19 protein-coding genes and 1 pseudogene are annotated in these 19,018 nt (G+C 60.7%); 12 read left to right on the top strand and 8 right to left on the bottom strand.

Annotation, left to right across the window (positions count from 1 at the left end; all coding sequences use genetic code 11):
- Nucleotides 1-17: 17 nt before the first annotated feature.
- Nucleotides 18-1,196: an MFS transporter gene (locus JKV55_RS14945; protein ID WP_369409659.1), complete on the top strand. Its 1,179-nt coding sequence runs from the start codon at nt 18-20 to the stop codon at nt 1,194-1,196.
- Between the two features lie 42 nt (nt 1,197-1,238).
- Here JKV55_RS14945 and JKV55_RS14940 read toward each other — a convergent pair whose 3' ends face one another.
- Nucleotides 1,239-1,490 (bottom strand): YfhL family 4Fe-4S dicluster ferredoxin, encoded by a 252-nt coding sequence (locus JKV55_RS14940; RefSeq protein ID WP_202087370.1) that lies wholly within the window; start codon nt 1,488-1,490, stop codon nt 1,239-1,241.
- A 198-nt stretch (nt 1,491-1,688) separates the two neighbouring features.
- On the opposite strand from JKV55_RS14940, the gene pdxH reads away from it, so the two are divergent.
- Together pdxH and JKV55_RS14930 are read left to right on the top strand one after the other, a co-directional pair.
- Nucleotides 1,689-2,324 carry a pyridoxamine 5'-phosphate oxidase gene (gene pdxH / locus JKV55_RS14935; protein ID WP_202087365.1) on the top strand — a complete coding sequence of 212 codons (636 nt, stop codon included), beginning with the start codon at nt 1,689-1,691 and terminating at the stop codon, nt 2,322-2,324.
- 14 nt (nt 2,325-2,338) lie between these two features.
- The gene (locus JKV55_RS14930; RefSeq protein WP_202087900.1) at nt 2,339-2,830 is read left to right on the top strand and encodes a GNAT family N-acetyltransferase; all 492 of its coding nucleotides are present in this window, start codon (nt 2,339-2,341) and stop codon (nt 2,828-2,830) included.
- A 45-nt stretch (nt 2,831-2,875) separates the two neighbouring features.
- Here the strand turns inward: JKV55_RS14930 and JKV55_RS14925 are convergent, their stop codons facing one another.
- From JKV55_RS14925 to JKV55_RS14900, 6 genes and pseudogenes are all read right to left on the bottom strand, one after another.
- Nucleotides 2,876-4,024: a cupin domain-containing protein gene (locus JKV55_RS14925; protein ID WP_202087363.1), complete on the bottom strand. Its 1,149-nt coding sequence runs from the start codon at nt 4,022-4,024 to the stop codon at nt 2,876-2,878.
- A gap of 156 nt (nt 4,025-4,180) precedes the next feature.
- Nucleotides 4,181-5,551 carry an adenylosuccinate lyase gene (gene purB / locus JKV55_RS14920; protein ID WP_202087361.1) on the bottom strand — a complete coding sequence of 457 codons (1,371 nt, stop codon included), beginning with the start codon at nt 5,549-5,551 and terminating at the stop codon, nt 4,181-4,183.
- 41 nt (nt 5,552-5,592) lie between these two features.
- Nucleotides 5,593-6,216, bottom strand: coding sequence for a high frequency lysogenization protein HflD (gene hflD / locus JKV55_RS14915; RefSeq protein WP_202087355.1), 624 nt, complete (start codon nt 6,214-6,216; stop codon nt 5,593-5,595).
- Complete coding sequence (gene mnmA, locus JKV55_RS14910) at nt 6,213-7,319, bottom strand: tRNA 2-thiouridine(34) synthase MnmA (RefSeq protein WP_202087353.1); 1,107 nt, start codon at nt 7,317-7,319, stop codon at nt 6,213-6,215. The genes hflD and mnmA overlap by 4 nt, the downstream gene beginning before the upstream one ends.
- A 255-nt stretch (nt 7,320-7,574) precedes the next feature.
- On the bottom strand, nt 7,575-8,039 hold the full coding sequence (locus tag JKV55_RS14905; protein ID WP_202087352.1) for an NUDIX hydrolase: 465 nt from the start codon (nt 8,037-8,039) through the stop codon (nt 7,575-7,577).
- A 5-nt stretch (nt 8,040-8,044) separates the two neighbouring features.
- Nucleotides 8,045-8,629: pseudogene (locus JKV55_RS14900) on the bottom strand (pseudouridine synthase); the annotation flags it as partial.
- Between the two features lie 263 nt (nt 8,630-8,892).
- Here JKV55_RS14900 and icd point away from each other — a divergent pair.
- Entirely contained in the window at nt 8,893-10,146 is a 1,254-nt protein-coding gene (gene icd / locus JKV55_RS14895; RefSeq protein WP_202087348.1) for an NADP-dependent isocitrate dehydrogenase, read from the top strand.
- Between the two features lie 145 nt (nt 10,147-10,291).
- Here the strand turns inward: icd and map are convergent, their stop codons facing one another.
- Complete coding sequence (gene map, locus JKV55_RS14890; protein ID WP_255511296.1) at nt 10,292-11,209, bottom strand: type I methionyl aminopeptidase; 918 nt, start codon at nt 11,207-11,209, stop codon at nt 10,292-10,294.
- Nucleotides 11,210-11,408: 199 nt separating this feature from the next.
- Here map and rpsB point away from each other — a divergent pair, with 199 nt between their 5' ends.
- The 8 genes from rpsB to rseP all read left to right on the top strand — a co-directional run bounded on the left by rpsB (nt 11,409) and on the right by rseP (nt 19,000).
- Nucleotides 11,409-12,134: a 30S ribosomal protein S2 gene (gene rpsB / locus JKV55_RS14885; protein ID WP_202087344.1), complete on the top strand. Its 726-nt coding sequence runs from the start codon at nt 11,409-11,411 to the stop codon at nt 12,132-12,134.
- Nucleotides 12,135-12,242: 108 nt separating this feature from the next.
- Complete coding sequence (gene tsf / locus JKV55_RS14880; RefSeq protein WP_202087341.1) at nt 12,243-13,121, top strand: translation elongation factor Ts; 879 nt, start codon at nt 12,243-12,245, stop codon at nt 13,119-13,121.
- Nucleotides 13,122-13,191: 70 nt separating this feature from the next.
- Entirely contained in the window at nt 13,192-13,920 is a 729-nt protein-coding gene (pyrH, locus tag JKV55_RS14875) for a UMP kinase (protein WP_202087339.1), read from the top strand.
- Nucleotides 13,921-13,978: 58 nt separating this feature from the next.
- Nucleotides 13,979-14,536 carry a ribosome recycling factor gene (gene frr, locus JKV55_RS14870; protein ID WP_202087337.1) on the top strand — a complete coding sequence of 186 codons (558 nt, stop codon included), beginning with the start codon at nt 13,979-13,981 and terminating at the stop codon, nt 14,534-14,536.
- A 74-nt stretch (nt 14,537-14,610) separates the two neighbouring features.
- Complete coding sequence (uppS, locus tag JKV55_RS14865) at nt 14,611-15,378, top strand: polyprenyl diphosphate synthase (RefSeq protein WP_202087335.1); 768 nt, start codon at nt 14,611-14,613, stop codon at nt 15,376-15,378.
- A 225-nt stretch (nt 15,379-15,603) separates the two neighbouring features.
- The gene (locus JKV55_RS14860) at nt 15,604-16,458 is read left to right on the top strand and encodes a phosphatidate cytidylyltransferase (RefSeq protein ID WP_202087333.1); all 855 of its coding nucleotides are present in this window, start codon (nt 15,604-15,606) and stop codon (nt 16,456-16,458) included.
- A gap of 2 nt (nt 16,459-16,460) precedes the next feature.
- Entirely contained in the window at nt 16,461-17,651 is a 1,191-nt protein-coding gene (gene ispC / locus JKV55_RS14855; RefSeq protein ID WP_202087331.1) for a 1-deoxy-D-xylulose-5-phosphate reductoisomerase, read from the top strand.
- On the top strand, nt 17,651-19,000 hold the full coding sequence (rseP, locus tag JKV55_RS14850) for a sigma E protease regulator RseP (RefSeq protein WP_202087323.1): 1,350 nt from the start codon (nt 17,651-17,653) through the stop codon (nt 18,998-19,000). The genes ispC and rseP overlap by 1 nt, the downstream gene beginning before the upstream one ends.
- The last annotated feature ends 18 nt before the right edge of the window (nt 19,001-19,018 follow it).

The following is a 19,018-nucleotide window of genomic DNA, read 5'->3' as shown; positions in this document are numbered from 1 at the left end:
TTTTGGAGATCGCGGCCATGTCGGGCCTGTCCTTGGTATTACTCACCGTATTGATGGTGGCTTCGGGTCAAATGACCCAAACCCTGTATGTGCCCGCCATGGGCGATATGGCCGCCGAACTGCAGGTGGCAAGCGACCGCCTGCCGCTGGTGATGGCTTTTTACCTTATTCCATACGGATTATTCCAGTTTATCTATGGCCCCCTGTCCGATCGCTTCGGCCGCCGTCCGGTATTGCTGGCGGGGCTGTCCATCTACGTCCTGGGCTCTGGGCTGATCCTGGCCTGGCCGGTGTTTCCTGCACTGCTGTTGGGCAGCTTTATCCAGGGCGCGGGCACGGCGGCCGCGGGCAGCCTGTGCCGCAGCCTGATGCGGGACAAGTTTGAAGGTACCGAACTGGTACGCTACAACGGCTATGTGTCCATGGGCATCATGCTGGCGCCGCTGTTGGCCCCGCTGCTCGGCGGTTATCTCAACCTGCATTTTGGCTGGCAATCCATGTACCTGTTCTTGCTGGCCATGGGGCTGGCGATCACCCTGGTGATGGTGCTGTGCTTCCGGGAAACCCTGCCGCAGGCACGTCGTCATGCCCAGCCCATGTTGCCGGCCTATCAGTATGTGCTGCATAACAGCAGTTTTCGTCGCCAGCTGGGGATGCTGATTGCCACCTTTGCCGGAGTCATCCTCTACGAGGCGGTGTTCAGCGTCTTGGTCGGCAAGCAAAGCAACCTGAGCAGTGCCGAGATCAGCCTGCTGTTCATCATGCCGCTGCCGCTGTATTTTGCCGGCGCCATGCTGGCTTCCTGGAAGGCTGCGAGCTGGTCCATTGCCCGTTTGCAATGGATCTCTACCGCCGGCCTGTTACTGGGGGCTGCCATAGTGCTGGCATCCGCCTTCGAGCCGCGCCTGAGCGTGGCCGGCCTGGTTCTGGGGGGCGGCCTCTATTTTGCCGGTGCCGGCCTGCTGTTTCCGGTTGCCACCTCCAAGGCGGTCGCGCCTTTTCCCCAGCACAGCGGTACCGCCGGTGCCCTGCTGGGCGGCAGCTCCAACCTGGGCGGTGGCCTCTTCCTGTTGGTACAGGGAGGCTTGCCGGAAATGAATCAGCTGGTACTGGGTGGTTTGTTGCTGGCCTTTGCCGGACTGGTTATGTGGTTTTTGCTGCCGAGCGGCGAGGCCGTGCCGGAGCACGGGGTATAAAGTGTCGGGACTGGGACTGTGCCCAATCCCCAGTCTTCAACCTCAAGGCTTATGGTGCAGCAGTACGAATTTGTCCCATAGCTGTTCCTCGGTTTCCCGGTGGTCGGGATGGTCGATGATACAGTCGATGGGGCAGACGCTGATGCAGGTGGGCTTATCGTAATGGCCGACACACTCGGTGCACAGGCGCGGATCGATCTCGTAGATCTCCGGACCGAAAGTGATGGCTCCATTTGGGCACTCCGGCTCGCACATATCGCAGTTGATGCACTTGTCGGTGATAAGTAGCGCCATGGTATAAAACTCGTATCAGCTGGGATGAAAGAAGGTAGCAAGGGGCGGATTTTAGCACTTTTTGCCGTGATAGAGGGGCTTTTGTGGTGATGCCGGCAGTGCCAGCGGCGGCGGCTGCAACATGCCTTGCCCTGCTTGCCAATCCCGGGCGGCCAACGCACAATAGCGGCTACCCCGACATATGAGAGATCCTAATCTATGGAGTTGGCTGACTACCGGCGGGAATACCTGCAGGGCGGCTTGCGGCGTAAAGATCTGCCGGATAATCCCCTGAGCTTGTTTGAAACCTGGATGCAGCAGGCCATTGCTGCCGGCCTGGCCGATCCCACCGCCATGGTGGTGGCCACGGTGGATGAACGGGGGCAGCCGTTCCAGCGTATTGTATTGCTCAAGCATGCGGATGCGCGGGGCTTTGTGTTTTACACCAATATGGGAAGCCGCAAGGCCAGCCAACTGGCAGCCAATCCTCGCATCAGCCTGCTGTTTCCCTGGCACATGCTGGAGCGGCAAGTGCACGTTACCGGCCAGGTCGAGCGGCTGTCGACCATGGAGGTGATGAAATACTTCAGCAGCCGTCCGAAAGACAGCCAGATCGGCGCCTGGGTTTCCAACCAGTCCTCCCGTATTTCCGCCCGTGGCCTGCTGGAGGCCAAGTTCCTGGAAATGAAACAGAAATTCGCCAGTGGCGAAGTGCCGTTGCCGAGTTTCTGGGGCGGTTTCCGGGTGTGCTTCGAGACTGTCGAGTTCTGGCAGGGGGGGGCCAACCGATTGCACGATCGCTTTCTTTATCAACGCAGCCCCGATGGCTGGACCATCGATCGCCTGGCACCCTAGGAGCCCTTATGCTGATATTCAGAACCGAGCGCCCGGGTGACGGCGACGATATCGATGAAGTCGTGTATGCCGCCTTCGACCGTCCCGACGAAGCGGATCTGGTACTGGCCTTACGTGAGCAGGGCGCCATCAGTGTCAGCCAGGTGGCGGAATACGAGGGGGCGGTGATCGGTCATCTGGCCATGAGTCCGGTCTATATTAACGGCGAGGATCTGGGGTGGCTGGGGCTGGCACCGGTCAGTATCTGGCCCGACTGCCAGCGCCAGGGGGTGGGTTCGGAGATGATCAAGGAAGCCATCAACGCCGCCAACGAACTGGACTGGGCCGGCATAGTGGTGCTGGGTGATCCGGCCTTCTACGGCCGTTTCGGTTTTAAACCGGCGCGGGAGCTGGGTTTGCATTGTCCCTTTCCCGACGCGGGCGATGCCTTTATGGCGCTGGCCCTGAAGCAGCCGGCGCCCAGTGGTCTGGTGACCTACCATCCCGCCTTCGACGGCGTGTCGTGAGCGGGTGAGGTGTAAGGGGGGAGGCGTAAAGAGGGATAAGCAGCTTCACGCCTCTTCATCTTCCTCGAAATACCAATAGCCCTGGTTGACCAGCGGCAGCAGCACTTCCAACAGTACCTTGGGCTCTTTCAGGCAGGCGACTTCCGGACCGCAGATACGGGCTTGGTCGCACAGCAGGCCGATGGCATCCGCATCGGGTACCTCCAACTGGTAACGGTCGCCGTCCAGGTAGAACACCTGTTCGCTGCCTTCCATATAGAAACAGCGCACCCCGCCCAGCCGATACAGGTGGTCGCCGTGATCCAGGCGCAGCACCAGCTCTTCCAGGCTGTAGAGCGGCTCGGCCGGCTCCAGGTCCAGATCGTGCTTGGCTTCCGACATCATTTCGCCAAACCAGTCGGCCAGGCGACCCGGCTCTTCCAGCAGTTCGCTCATCAGCGATTTAACCTGGCTCAGCACGGCCTGGTCGATACGGCCGTGGGCCTGGCAGGGTGTGATGGCGGCGTCGTCGAAACGGCGGGTCACCACCTCGTGGGCCAAAATATGGTCGGCGAAGCTGGAGATCAGATCCTTGGCGTCGGGAGCGCGGAACCCGACCGAGTAGTTGAGCGCCGGCGTCACCGCATAGCCTTCGTGGGGGCAGCCGGGAGGGATATAAAGGATATCGCCCGGCTCCAGCACAGCGTCGATCTCGGCCTCGAAGGCTTCGCAATGGCGCAGGGCGCCGTGGGCGGCAAATTCCTTCAGGGTTTGCTGCTTGCCTACCCGCCAGCGGCGTGTGCCCTCACCCTGAATGATAAAGACACCATATTGATCGATATGAGGGCCGACGCCACCGCCCGGGGTGGAAAAGCTCACCATGACGTCGTCGAAACGCCAGCCGGGGATAAAGCGGAATGCCTCGGCGATGTCCTGTACCGCCGGATGCCACTGGTTGACGGCCTGCACCAGCAGGGTCCAGTCTTCCTCGCCCAGGTGGTCGTAGCTGTCGAAGGGGCCGGTTTCCGCCTGCCAGCGCTCGTTTTCCCGCCAAACCCGGCGGGATTCGATATGGGGCTCCAGTGCGAGCCCGGCCAGTTCATCGGGGCTGAGCGGATCTTCGAAGCCGGGCAGGCCGGCTTTAATCAACAATGGCTTACGCTGCCAGTGGTGGGCGAGAAAGTGTTCGATATCCAGTTTGAGTGCGCTGTGCATGGGAGCCTGTCGGGATGGGAATAATGCTTAAAGAATAGCGGAGTATTATGCCAAGGCGTGATGGAGAAGGGAACCGGAGTGCCCGAAGGTTCCCGCTGCGCGGGAATGCAGGCGAGCCGCCTGCGCTCCAGGGGAGCTCTCGCTCCCCCTTACGTTTTACTTCAGCTCGTCGGTGAGCTGGATGGCGCGGCCGATGTAGTTGGCCGGGGTCAGCTGCTTGAGCTCGGCCTTCACCGACTCGGGCAGCTCGAGGCTGTCGATAAAGGCGCGCATGCCTTCGGCGTCCACCCGTTTGCCGCGGGTCAGTTCCTTGAGCTTCTCGTAGGGCTTTTCGATACCGTAGCGGCGCATGACCGTCTGTACTGGCTCGGCCAGCACTTCCCAGTTCTGATCCAGATCGGCGGCCAGCGCCTGCGGGTTGGCTTCCAGCTTGCTGATGCCCTTGAGGGTTGCCTGGTAGGCGATGAGGGAGTAACCCACCGCCACGCCCAGGTTGCGCAGCACAGTGCTGTCGGTCAGGTCCCGCTGCCAGCGGGAGATGGGCAGCTTGGCGGCCAGGTGGTTGAACACGGCGTTGGCCAGCCCCAGGTTGCCTTCGGAGTTTTCGAAGTCGATGGGGTTGACCTTGTGCGGCATGGTGCTGGAGCCGATTTCACCGGCCACGGTGCGCTGCTTGAAGTAGCCCACCGAGATGTAGCCCCAGATATCCCGATCGAAGTCGATAAGGATGGTGTTGAAACGGGCCAGGGCGTCGAACAGCTCGGCGATGTAGTCGTGGGGCTCGATCTGGGTGGTGTAGGGGTTCCAGGTCAGCTCCAGGCGGGCGACGAACTGCTCGGCAAAGTCGTGCCAGTCCACTTCCGGGTAGGCGGACATATGGGCGTTGTAGTTGCCCACGGCGCCGTTGATCTTGGCCAGCATTTCAACCGCCAGGATCTGCTTGAACTGGCGCTCCAGCCGGTAGGCCACGTTGGCCATTTCCTTGCCCAGGGTAGTGGGAGAGGCGGGCTGGCCGTGGGTGCGGCTCAGCATGGGCACGTCCCGGTACTGCTTGGCCAGCTGCTTGACCGCGTCGATAAGCTCGCGGCAGTAGGGGGCGATCACTTCTTCCCGGGCGGCTTTCAGCATCAACGCATGGGCGTTGTTGTTGATGTCTTCGCTGGTGCAGGCGAAGTGGATAAACTCGCTCACCGCCGCCAGCTCGGGCAGGGCCTCGACCTTCTCCTTGAGGAAGTACTCCACCGCCTTCACGTCGTGGTTGGTGGTGCGTTCGATGTCCTTGATGCGCTGGCCGTCGGCCTCGTTGAACTCGGCCACGATGCGATCCAGGTAGGCATTGGCCTCGGCGGACAGGGCCGGCACCTCGGTGATTTCAGCATGCTCGGCCAGGGCCTGCAGCCAGCGGACTTCCACTTCAACACGAAAGCGCAATAAACCGAACTCGGAAAAAATGGCGCGCAGCTCCTGGGTTTTGGCGCCGTAACGGCCATCGACCGGGGAAATAGCCGTTAATGCTGACAATTCCATGAACAAGGACTCCTGAACGTTGGGGGGTAACTAAGAATACATCAATAGCGCAGGGCGGCCTGGGCTTGCGCCACCAGTCGCTTGCGGGAAAACAGGATATGGCGGCGCTTGCCGCCGAGCTGGCGCCACAGCACGGCACTGCGGATACCGGCCAGCAACAGGGCACGGATCTGGTGCTGCACCAGCAGCTGCTGCAGATAGCTGGGGTTGCCCGCCACCTGGATACGCGGCCCTATGGGGCTGACGATGTCGCTGTAAATGCCGGCCAGGTTGGCCAGCACCTGCTCGTCGAGCAGCTCGAAATGGTGCAGCTGACGCTTGACCTGGTTGATACGCTCGCCCAGCATCGCCATCAGATCCCGGCGTTTGGCCAGCTTGCGCTCCAGCGCCACCAGGCCCACCAAGTAGCGGGTGAGTTCAGCATTTTTCTGGCCGCTGTCGGTGCTGAGCTGGTCGATCAGGGTCTGATAACCCAGCTGTAACTGTGCATGGCCGCCGTAAATGTCTTCCGAGCGCTCGGCGTCGGTCACCAGAATACTGTTGAGGGTGGCGGTGAGCACCGTTTTGTTTTCGATAGTGCCCTGGCGAGCGACCTGCTGTACCAGGCTGGCCGCCTGGCAGATACCGGCAAAGGCCAGGGTTTGGTTTTCCAGACTATGACTCACGCTTGCTCCTGACTGAATCGGGTTTCGATAATGCCGCCGCCCAGACAGACCTCGCCCTGGTAGAAGACGGCGGACTGGCCCGGGGTCACCGCGGCCTGCGGGCTGTCGAAGGTCACCCTGATGGTTTCGGCGTCCACCGGCTCTACCAAACAGGGAATGTCTTCCTGGCGATAGCGGGTTTTTACCGAGCAGCGAAAGGCCTGGGTCACCGGCTGGCGGTTTACCCAGTGCAACTGGCGGGCGATAAGGCCGTTCGAATAGAGGCGGGGATGATCGCCCTGGGCCACCACCAGCACATTGCGCTCCAGATCTTTATCCACCACATACCAGGGATCGTCGGTGGCGTTCTTGAGGCCGCCGATGCCAAGGCCCTTGCGCTGGCCCAGGGTGTGGTACATCAGACCCTGGTGCTCGCCAATAACCTCGCCGTTAACGGTTTCGATCCTGCCCGGCTGGGCGGGCAGATAGCGAGCCAGAAAGTCGCGGAACTTGCGCTCGCCGATAAAGCAGATGCCGGTGGAATCCTTCTTCTTGGCGGTAACCAGCTCCAGCTGCTCGGCGATGCGGCGCACTTCGGGCTTTTCCAGCTCGCCCACCGGGAACAGGCTCTTGGCCACCTGTTGTGCACTCAGGGTATAGAGGAAATAGCTCTGATCCTTGTTGTCGTCCAGCCCGCGCAGCAGCTTGGGCTGGTCGTCGAAGCTGCGGCGCACATAGTGGCCGGTGGCGATGTAGTCGGCGCCCAGATCCTCGGCGGCGAACTCCAGGAACGCCTTAAACTTGATTTCCTTGTTGCACAGGATGTCCGGGTTGGGGGTACGCCCGGCCTTGTATTCGGCCAGGAAGTGCTCGAACACATTGTCCCAGTACTCGGCGGCGAAGTTGATGGTGTGCAGTTCGATACCGAGCTTGTCGCACACCGCCTGGGCATCGCGCAGATCCTCGGCGGCGGAGCAGTACTCGTCGGTGTCGTCTTCTTCCCAGTTCTTCATGAACAGGCCTTCCACCTGATAGCCCTGCTGTTGCAGCAGCCAGGCCGACACCGAAGAATCCACACCGCCGGACATGCCGACAATCACTTTTAGCTGACTGTTATCGCTCATAACCTGCCGTTACCTGTTAGCAAAACGGGCGGCATTTTACCAGACAAATGCCGCGAGGGGGAGGCGTGGTTTAAGCCGGAAGCCCGAAGCTTGAAGCGGGAAGACATGACAAGTCGCGGGTCTTGTCCTCCGCAGGAGGGCGGCCCGCCCGCAGGGGTGTTATGCCGTGGCTTGGGTGTGGTTGGTGGGCCCGAGGGTTCCCGCTTTGCGGGAATGCAGGCGAGCCGCCTGCGCTCCAGGGAGCGGCGTACGTCCTCAAGGCTGAGGGTCCTTATGCCTCACGCTTTTCAAGGCGTCCAGCGGAAAGCGTGCTCCCGCCAGGTAATCCTGGAACGAGGCGAGGATAAGCGGGCTGCGCAGCTGCTCGCCCAGGGCTTCAATTTCGTCCAGGGTCAGCCAGTGGCAGCGGATGATGTCGCCGTCCGGGTCCTGGGGCCGGGTAGCCAGCGGCTCGGCCACCGCCACGCAGAAGGTAAAGCGCACGAAGTGCTTGCCGCTGTCCGGCGCACTGTACTGGTAAATGCCTACCGCCTGCTCTATGGGCAAGGCAAGCCCGGTTTCTTCCAGCAATTCGCGGCGGGCGCCGGCCAGCAGTTCCTCGCCCGGCTCCAGATGGCCGGCGGGCTGGTTGAACATCACCCGGCCCTGCTGCCATTCCTCCACCATCAAAAAACGATCGCCGGCACGCACTATCACCGCCAGGGTTACCGCATGGCTCATGTTTTTCTCCATTGTCCGGGTTGCAAATCGCCCAGGGTCCAGTCGCCCATGGCGTAGCGGATCAGCCGCAGGGTGGGAAAGCCGATTTGGGCGGTCATCCGTCGTACCTGGCGGTTGCGCCCTTCCACTATTTTTATTTCCAGCCAACGGGTGGGAATGGCCTGGCGCTCGCGAATGGGTGGAACACGGGGCCACACCTCGGGCTCGGCCATCAGCCGCACCTGGGCCGGCAGGGTGGGGCCGTCGTTAAGCGTAACCCCCTGGCGCAGCTTGTCGAGATCCGCCTTGGTGGGAATACCTTCCACCTGAGCCCAATAGGTTTTTTCGGTTTTGCGCCCGGGTTGGGTCAGGCGGGCGTTGAGGGCGCCGTCGTTGGTCAGCACCAGCAGGCCTTCGCTGTCCCGGTCCAGCCGGCCGGCGGCATAAACACCGGGCACATCGACGAAGTCGGCCAGGGTCTGGCGGCCCTCGCCGTCGGTAAACTGGCACAGCACCATATAGGGCTTGTTGAACAGCAGGGTGGTCGGCGGCCCGGCCGGCGGCCTGTTAGACTTTGGTCGGGGGGCGGGGCGGGGTTTTCTGGCTTTCATGGCAAAAAGGCTGATGAAACAGGGGCTTCAAGCATAACAGAGTGCGCCCCGGCCGGCTAACGGTGGGGCGGTGGAACTGTGATTGGGCCAATATTAATGGGTAATTCTTTAACCTATGATGCCAGTGCAGATATGGAGCGCGGGTCTTGTCCTCCGCAGGGATATTGCACCCAGGCTTAAAGTTCCCGCTGTGCGGGAAGGCAGGCGAGCCGCCTGCGCTCCAGCAATAAATACAAAACACATCAACAAGCCAGGAGAAAGCGATGACTTCAAAAGTGACGGTGCCAGCGGAAGGGCAAAAAATCACCCTGGATGCGAGCGGCAAGCTGGTGGTTCCGAACGATCCCATTATTCCCTTTATAGAAGGCGACGGCATAGGGGTGGATGTTACCCCGGCGATGAAAACGGTGGTGGATGCGGCCGTGGCCAAGGCCTATGGCGGCGCGCGCAACATCAGCTGGATGGAGATCTACACCGGCGAAAAGTCCACCCGGGTTTATGGCGAAAACACCTGGCTGCCGGAAGAAACCCTCGACTTTATCCGTGACTATCATGTGGCCATCAAGGGCCCGCTGACCACCCCGGTGGGCGGTGGCATCCGCTCCCTCAACGTGGCCCTGCGCCAGGAGCTGGATCTTTACATTTGCCTGCGCCCGGTGCGCTATTACCAGGGTACCCCCAGCCCGCTGAAACAGCCCGAGCTCACCGATATGGTGATCTTCCGCGAGAACAGCGAGGACATCTATGCCGGCATCGAATGGAAGGCCGGCAGCGCCGAGGCCCAAAAGGTCATCGACTTTTTGCGGGAAGAGATGGGGGTGCAGAAAATCCGTTTCCCCGAGGATTGCGGCATCGGCATCAAGCCCACCTCCCGCGAAGGCACCCGCCGGTTGGTACGGGCCGCGCTGCAGTATGCGGTGGACAACGATCGTGACTCCCTGACCCTGGTGCACAAGGGCAATATCATGAAGTTTACCGAAGGGGCCTTCAAGGACTGGGGCTACGAACTGGCGCGGGAGGAGTTCGGCGCCGAGCTTATCGACGGCGGCCCCTGGTGTTCATTCAAAAACCCTAAAACTGGTAAGGAAATCGTGGTCAAGGATGTGATCGCCGACGCCTTCCTGCAGCAGATTTTGTTGCGTCCGGCGGAATACGACGTGATTGCCTGCATGAACCTCAACGGCGACTATATTTCCGACGCCCTGGCGGCCCAGGTGGGCGGCATCGGCATCGCTCCCGGCGCCAATATCGGCGATGGTGTGGCCCTGTTCGAGGCCACTCACGGCACCGCACCCAAGTATGCGGGGCAGGACAAGGTCAACCCGGGGTCGCTTATCCTCTCCGCCGAAATGATGCTGCGCCACCTGGGCTGGACCGAAGCGGCGGATCTCATCATCAAGGGCATGGAAGGGGCTATCGCCAACAAAACGGTAACCTACGACTTCGAACGGCTGATGGATGGCGCCACCCTGCGCAAGTGCTCCGAATTCGCCGAAGACATGGTGGCGAATATGTGAGGCCAGGAAACAGGGACTGGGGGGACGTGGCTGGGAAGCTTCCTCATCCCTGCTCCCTAGGCAGGGGCCAGGATCCGGTTGTCACTTTGCGGGAAGGCAAGCGAGCCGCCTGCCTTCCATCTTGGCGGCGGCTGGTTACGCTGCTTCACGCCTTGATAATGCGCGGCAGGTTATCGTCCTGGCGCAGGGTCAGCACTTCGCAACCGTCTTCGGTCACCAGAATGGTGTGTTCGTATTGGGCCGAGAGGCTGCGGTCCTTGGTCACCACCGTCCAGCCGTCGCCCAGCATCTTGCTGTGGCGTTTGCCCACGTTGATCATCGGCTCTATGGTCAGGCACATGCCGGCCTGCAGCACTTCGCCGGTGCCTGGCTTGCCGTAGTGCAGCACCTGGGGCTCCTCGTGGAATTCACGGCCGATGCCGTGGCCGCAGTATTCCCGCACTACCGAGTAGTGGTGGGCTTCCGCATGTTGCTGAATGGCGGCGCCGATGTCGCCCAGGCGCACTCCGTGCTTCACCATTTTGATGCCGAGCTCCATGCATTCCTGGGTGACCCGGCACAGCCGCTCGGCCATGATGCTGGCCTTGCCCACAAAAAACATCCTGGAGGTATCACCGTGGTAGCCGTCCTTGATCACCGTGATGTCGATATTGATGATATCGCCGTCCTTCAGCTTTTTATCGGACGGGATGCCATGGCAGATCACATGGTTGACCGAGGTACAGATGGATTTGGGAAAGCCGTGGTAGTTCAGCGGTGCCGGAATGGCCTGCTGTTCGTTAACGATATAGTCATGGCAGATCTGGTTCAGCTCGTCTGTGGTCACGCCGGCCTTCACGTGGGGCTCTATCATTTCCAGCACTTCGGCGGCCAGGCGGCCGGCCACACGCATTTTTTCTATTTCTTCCGGGGTTTTTATGACTATGCTCATCAAACTCGTCTCTGTGGTTTTGGCGCCCGGTTTTGTCGCGTCTGTTTCGCTTGGGGCGGCTGTCGGCCATGCCGTTAAAGGGCCAAAAGTGTAACCCCAAGCGGGCTTAACTTCCAGTGGCGGCCTTGCCATGGATCGCGGCTCGTACTGGCGTAGGGTCCGGTTTCATGGTATAAAGCGCGCCGTGACAGCCATGCCTGCGGCCTGGCCCGGTCACGATACATTCACTTTATTTAACACACACACACATCGGCACATGCTCCAGGGTGCCTTAGGGTCGGAGCCATGGGATGTGTGGAGGCCTAACCCAATACATTTATTAGAGGAAATCATGGCACAAGTATCTATGCGCGACATGCTGAAAGCCGGCGTTCACTTCGGTCACCAGACCCGTTTCTGGAACCCCAAGATGAAGCCCTTCATTTTCGGCGCCAGCAACCGGGTTCACATCATCAACCTGGAAAAAACAGTACCTATGTTCAACGACGCCCTGAACTACCTGGGCAGCGTTGCTTCCAAAAAAGGTAAAATTCTGTTTGTTGGTACCAAGCGCGCAGCCTCTGAAGCCGTTAAAGAAGCCGCTACCAAGTGTGATCAGTACTATGTCAACCACCGCTGGTTGGGTGGCATGCTGACCAACTGGAAAACCGTACGTCAATCCATCAGCCGCCTGAAAGAGCTGGAAATCCAGTCTCAAGACGGTACCTTCGACAAGCTGACCAAGAAAGAGGCGCTGATGCGCACTCGCGAAATGGAAAAGCTGGAGAAGTCCCTGGGCGGTATCAAGGACATGGGCGGTCTGCCCGACGTACTGTTCGTCATCGACGCCGATCACGAGCACATCGCCATCAAGGAAGCCAACAACCTGGGCATTCCCGTGGTATCGGTAGTGGACACCAACTCTAACCCGGACGGCATCGACTATATCGTTCCCGGTAACGATGACGCCATCCGCGCCGTTCAGCTGTACCTGAACGCCGCTGCTGACGCTGTGACCACCGCCCGTGCGCAAGACTTGGCCGTGCAAGCCGAAGACAACTACGTCGTTGAAGAATAATAAAGTCTGAGCGAGCCGCTCCAGCCTTTATTAACCATACGCAAGTAATGGGTTAACAGGGGCCTTGTGCCCCTGTTTTCTTGTAGACCAAGACCGAGGAAATGAGACATGGCAACTATTACCGCCGCCCTGGTAAAAGAACTGCGTGAGCGCACTGGCGCCGGCATGATGGATTGTAAAAAAGCCCTGACCGAAGCCAATGGCGACATCGAGCAGGCCATCGAAGACATGCGTAAGTCCGGCCAGGCCAAAGCCGCCAAGAAAGCCGGCCGTATCGCCGCCGAAGGCATCATCCTGGTGCGCCAGGCCGGCAACACTGCCGTGATGATCGAGCTGAACAGCGAAACCGACTTCGTTGCCAAGGATGCCGGCTTCCGCGCCTTCGGCGACAAGGTTGCCGATATCGCCCTGGCCAACAAAATCAACGACCTGGACGCCCTGAAAGCGGCCGAGTATGAAAACGGCGAGAGCGTGGAAACCACCCTCACCAACCTGATCGCCAAAATCGGCGAGAACATGAGCCTGCGTCGTGTAGTGCTGGTGGAAGGCGACAACCTGACCACCTACCTGCACGGCACCCGCATCGGTGTTATCGTCAACCTGAAAGGCGGTGACGAAGAAGTGGCCAAAGACGTGGCCATGCACGTGGCTGCCTGCAGCCCGCAGTTCGTCAAGCCGGAAGATGTATCCGAAGACGTGGTGGCCAAAGAGCGCGAAATCCAGGTGGAAATCGCGGTCAACTCCGGCAAGCCGAAAGACATCGCCGAGAAGATGGTTGAAGGTCGCATGAAGAAGTTCACCGGCGAGATCTCTCTCACCGGCCAGCCCTTCGTCAAGGACCCGTCCGTTTCCGTTGCCGACGTGCTCAAGCAGAAAGGTGCCGATGCCCTGGGCTTCGTGCGTTTCGAAGTGGGTGAAGGTATCGAGCGTAAAGAAGAAGACTTCGCTGCCGAAGTTCAGGCGCAAATCGCTGCCGCCAAGGGTTAATTCCCGCAATTTTAGTGCTATCCAGACCGCGACACCCGTCGCGGTCTTTCTATGACCAGGAATAGAAAGCATGAGTACCAATCCTAAACCCGCATACAGACGCATTCTTCTTAAACTGAGCGGCGAAGCGCTGCAAGGGGAAGAAGGCTTTGGTATCGACCCCGCCGTACTGGAGCGTATGGCTCAGGAAATCAAGGAACTGGTTGAATTGGGCGTTCAGGTCGGCCTGGTGATCGGCGGCGGCAACCTGTTCCGTGGTGCGGGCCTGGCCAAGGCGGGAATGAACCGCGTGGTGGGCGACCACATGGGTATGTTGGCGACCGTGATGAACGGCCTGGCCATGCGTGATGCCCTGCACCGTGCTTATGTGAATGCTCGCCTGATGTCCGCCATCACCCTGGAAGGCATGTGCGACAGCTACAACTGGGCGGAAGCCATCAGCCTGTTGCGCAAGGGCCGGGTGGTGATTTTCTCCGCCGGCACCGGCAACCCCTTCTTTACCACCGATTCGGCCGCCTGTTTGCGTGGTATTGAAATCGAAGCCGACGTAGTATTGAAGGCCACCAAGGTGGACGGCGTGTTCAGCGACGACCCCATGAAAAACCCCGAGGCCGAACTCCATCATCATCTCAACTATGACGATGTCCTGGAGCGGGAGCTCAAGGTGATGGATCTGGCCGCCTTTACCCTGGCCCGGGATCACAACCTGCCGATCCGGGTGTTTAATATGAATAAACCGGGTGCGCTGCGACGGGCCGTGATGGGGGAAACCGAAGGCACCCTTATCAGTCGCAAGTAACTCTGTGGAGTAAGGTGTCAGGCGTAGAACCTCACTCAGGACAAAGAGGATAAAGACAGTGATTAACGAGATTAAGAACAGCGCCAAAGTGCGCATGGAAAAAAGCGTGGAAGCGCTGAAGACCCAGATGAACAAGGTGCGTACCGGCCGGGCCCATCCCAGCCTGCTCGATACCATCTACGTGGATTACTATGGCACTTCCACCCAGCTCAAGCAGGTCGGCAACATCACCACCGAAGACTCTCGCACCCTGGCGGTGACGGTGTTCGATCGCTCGATGATCCAGGCAGTGGAAAAAGCCATCATGAGTTCGGATCTGGGCCTGAACCCGGCCAGCGCCGGCACCACCATCCGTATTCCGCTGCCGCCGCTGAACGAAGAGCGCCGCAAGGATCTGATCAAGGTGGTTCGTCACGAGGCGGAACAGGGCCGGGTGGCCATTCGCAATATCCGCCGTGATGCCAACGGTGATCTGAAAGCGCTGTTGAAAGACAAGGAAATTTCCGAAGACGACGACCGCCGTGCCCAGGACGACATCCAGAAACTGACCGATCTCTACATCAAGCTGGTGGACGAAGCGCTCGCCGCCAAAGAGAAAGAGTTAATGGAAATCTGATACTTACATCAGGTATAGTAGCCGACGCCGTGTAGCTGCCTGCACGGCGTTTGTCTTTGTGCAGGAGTGATTCAATGCCAACAACGGCAGCATTCGACGAGCCATCCCAGCTACCTCGCCACGTCGCCATTATCATGGATGGCAACGGCCGCTGGGCCGAACGGCGCGGCAAGTTCCGGGTAAGCGGCCACAAGGCCGGGGTCAAGGCGGTGCGCGAGGCGGTGACCTTTGCCTACAAGCTCAAGCTGGATGCCCTGACCCTGTTCGCTTTTTCCAGCGAAAACTGGCGTCGCCCCGAAGAGGAGGTCAGCGCCCTGATGGGGCTCTTCATCGCCGTCTTGGGCTCCGAGGTACGCAAACTGCACCGTAACAATATCCGCCTGCGTATCATCGGTGAGCGCCATGCCTTCAGTGAGCACCTGCAGCGCAAGATTGTCGATGCCGAGATGCTGACCGCGGCCAATACCGGCCTCACCCTCAATATTGCCGCCAACTACGGTGGCCGTTGGGATATCACCCAGGCCTGCCGCCGACTGGGGGAGCTGGTGGCGGCAGGCCGGCTGGCACCGGCCGAGATTAGCGAACACCATCTGGACCAACTGATGAACCTGGCCGATTTGGCACCGGTGGATCTGTTGATCCGCACCGGGGGCGAGCAACGCATCAGCAATTTTCTGCTTTGGCAACTGGCCTACGCCGAGCTGTACTTTACCCCCGTACTCTGGCCTGATTTCGGTGAAGAGTCCTTCAGCGAGGCGGTAGCTGCTTTTGTGGGGCGAGAACGCCGTTTCGGCTGTACCGGTGAGCAAATCCGCGCCTTGGTGGCGGAGCGTGAAGCATGAGGGCAGACGGGAGTCCAATCCTAGCGTCGAATATATTCGACCGGGTGCGGCACCGTGGCTGGGATGGTCGATTGCAATCGACCCTACGGAGCTAAAAACCGACCCACGCGCTATGAACATATAAAGACAAAAGAGGTCAGGGGCGGGGTGTGAAGCAGGTGTTCAGGGGGAATTCCCCTCACTCCTCACACTTCACCCCCTCACTTCAATAAGAGAGGATATTTCTTGCTGAAGCTTAGAATCATCACGGCCCTGTGCCTTGTACCCCTGGTGCTGGCGGCCATTTTTCTGCTGCCGTTGCCCTTCTTCGCCTTGTTCGCCACCGGCGTCTTCCTGCTGGCCGGCCGGGAGTGGGGGCGTTTTATCGATATCCAAAAAGCCAATGTGGTGATGGTGTCCCTGGCCCTGGTACTGATTGGCCTGATGGCCATGGTGCCCATCGGACAGATCTGGGCGGCCGGGCTGCATGGTGGCATTGCCCTGGTTCTCTACGCTGGGGCCGGCTGGTGGCTGGTGTCACTGGCGTTGGTACTGGCTTATCCGCGCAGCGCCGCGTTCTGGCGTGACCATCTGTGGTTGAAGGCGTTGTTTGCCCTGTTCAGCCTGATCCCTTTCTTCTGGGCGTTGCTGGTGTTGCGCAGCTACCAGTACGAACAGAACCCCTATTTCGGCGCCTGGTTGCTGCTGTTTGTGATGTCATTGGTATGGGCGGCCGATACCGGCGCTTATTTCGTGGGCAAGGCCTTCGGCAAGCACAAACTCTGCCCCAGGGTCAGTCCGGGCAAGACCATAGAGGGCATGCTGGGCGGGGTTGCGGCGGCCAGTGTGCTGGCGCTGGTGGTGACCCAGGCCATGGCATTGCCGCTGGCGGAGAGCCTGGTGCTGCTGCTGGCCTCGGTGGTGGCGGTATTTGCCTCTGTACTGGGCGACCTGGTGGAGAGCATGTTCAAGCGGGAGGCGGGCATCAAGGATTCCGGCCAGATCCTGCCCGGTCATGGCGGTATCATGGACCGGATTGACAGCCTGACCGCCGCCTTGCCGGTCTTTATCGTTATCGTGCACTTGCTGGGGCGGGGCTGACCATGGAAATGCTGACCCTGCTCGGCGCCACCGGCTCCATCGGCCAGAGTACCCTGGGCGTAGTGCGCCGCCATCCGGAGCGGTTCGGCCTGTTCGCCCTGACCGCCAGCCGCCAGGTGGAGAGGATGCTGGCCGACTGCCTGGAATTCACCCCCCGTTATGCGGTGATGGCCGATGACGGAGCCGCCCGCGAGCTGCGCCTATTGCTGACGGAGCGCGGCTGTGCCACCCAGGTGCTGAGCGGGGTGAATGCCCTGTGCGAGGTGGCGGCCGATCCCGAGGCGACGACCGTGATGGCCGCCATTGTCGGCGCCGCCGGTTTGTTGCCGACGCTGGCGGCGGTGCGGGCGGGCAAGCGGGTGCTGCTGGCCAACAAGGAGGCCCTGGTGATGAGCGGCGAGCTGTTTATCGAGGCGGTGCACCGGCATGGCGCCCGGTTGTTGCCGGTGGACAGCGAGCACAATGCCATTTTTCAGTGCCTGCCGCCCGAGTTGCAGCAAAACCCGGGGCGCGGCAGCCTGGTGGCGGCCGGCATCGGCAAGATACTGCTGACCGGCTCCGGTGGCCCTTTCCGTTACACTCCGCCGGAGGAATTGGCGGCGGTGACGCCGGCCCAGGCGGTGGCCCATCCCAACTGGTCCATGGGCCCCAAGATTTCGGTGGACTCGGCCACCATGATGAACAAGGGCCTGGAATACATAGAGGCGCGCTGGCTGTTCAATGCGCCGCCCGAGCAACTGGAGGTGCTGGTGCATCCCCAGTCGGTGATCCATTCCATGGTGCAGTACTCGGATGGCTCGGTCTTGGCCCAGCTCGGCCAGCCGGATATGATGACCCCCATCGCCCATGCGCTGGCGTACCCGGAGCGCATCGGCTCGGGGGTGGCGCCGCTGGACTTCTGCCGGCTGGGGGAGTTGACCTTTATGGCGCCGGACATGGCGCGTTACCCCTGCCTGCAGCTCGCCATCGACGCCTGCACGGCGGGGCAGGGCGCCACCACCGCACTCAATGCCGCCAACGAAGTGGCGGTGGCGGCCTTTCTGGCCGGCGGGCTGGATTACATGGGGATTGCGGCGGTGAATGAGACGGTGGTGCAAAAGCTGGGTCTAACCAAGGTAAGCGGCCTGGACGATATCCTCGCGCTGGATGACCAGGCCCGTCGTAGTGCAACAGCGATTATCAGGAGACGATGATGACCGGCGTATTGTGGAACCTGGGCGCCTTTATCGTCGCCCTCGGCATTCTGGTGGCGGTGCATGAATTCGGCCACTTCTGGGTGGCCCGCCGCAACGGGGTCAGGGTAGAGCGGTTTTCCATCGGCTTCGGCAAGGCGATTTGGCGGCGGATGGGGAAAGACGGCACCGAGTACGTGGTGGCCATGATCCCCCTCGGCGGCTACGTGAAGATGCTGGACGGCCGGGTGGACGACATTCCTCCGGAACAGCGCCACCAGGCCTTCGACAGCAAGTCGGTGTGGGCGCGGATGGCGATAGTGGTGGCCGGCCCCATGGCCAATTTTCTGTTTGCCATTTTTGCGTTCTGGCTGATGTTCGTGATTGGGGTGCCGGCGGTGAAGCCGGTGCTGAACGAGGTGACGCCCGGTTCGCCGGCGGCCCAGGGCGGATTGACGGCGGGAATGGAAATCGTGGCCATCGACGGGCGTCATGTGCGTACCTGGGAAGACGTGAATTTTGCCCTGATCGGTCGCCTGGGCGACGCCCAGACCCGCTTCGAGGCGCAGGACAGCTACGGCCAGCGCCGGGAGTACCAGATCCCGCTCGAACAGTGGCGCTTCAACCCGGATGAAACCTCGCCCATCGCGGCCCTCGGTCTGGTGCCGGAAGGACCGCGGCTGACCCTGACGGTGGCCGAGGTGGTGACGGGCGGGCCGGCGGCGCTCGCCGGGGTGCAACCCGGCGATACCCTGCAGGCGGTGAACGGTGAACCCCTGGGGCACTGGAGCCAATTGGTTGAACTGATCCAGTCGTCCCCCGATGTGTCGATGGAACTCCTGGTTGCGCGCGCGGGTCAGAGCTTAGGTTTGACCCTGACGCCGGAACGGCGCGAAAGCCGGGAGCGGGTCATCGGCTATGCCGGCCTGGCGCCGGAGGTGTTGCCGGTGGCGGAGCAATATCGCTTCGATCTCCGCTACGGCCCGTTGGAGGCCATCTGGGCCGGTACCAAACGGACCTGGGAGCTGACGGTGCTGACCTTTCAGATGATCGGCAAGCTGCTTACCGGTATTGTATCGGTCGACAACCTGAGCGGCCCCATCTCCATTGCCAAGGGGGCCGGGGTCAGTGCCGAGTTCGGGCTGGTGTATTTTCTCGGTTTTCTGGCGTTGGTCAGTGTGAATCTGGGCATTATCAACCTGTTGCCCTTGCCGGTACTCGACGGCGGCCACTTGTTGTTCTATCTGGTGGAAGCGGTTACCGGGCGGCCGGTGCCGGAAAAAATACAGGAAATCGGTTTCAAGATTGGGGCGGCCCTGCTGATGTTGTTGATGGGGCTGGCGCTGTTTAATGATTTTGCTCGCCTCTAGGGCGAACGACACAAGGAT

This window comes from Zobellella iuensis (assembly GCF_016746085.1).
GTDB classification, from domain to species: domain Bacteria; phylum Pseudomonadota; class Gammaproteobacteria; order Enterobacterales; family Aeromonadaceae; genus Oceanimonas; species Oceanimonas iuensis.
Note: the sequence above shows the minus strand (reverse complement) of the source record. Positions and strands in the feature narration are given on the sequence as shown.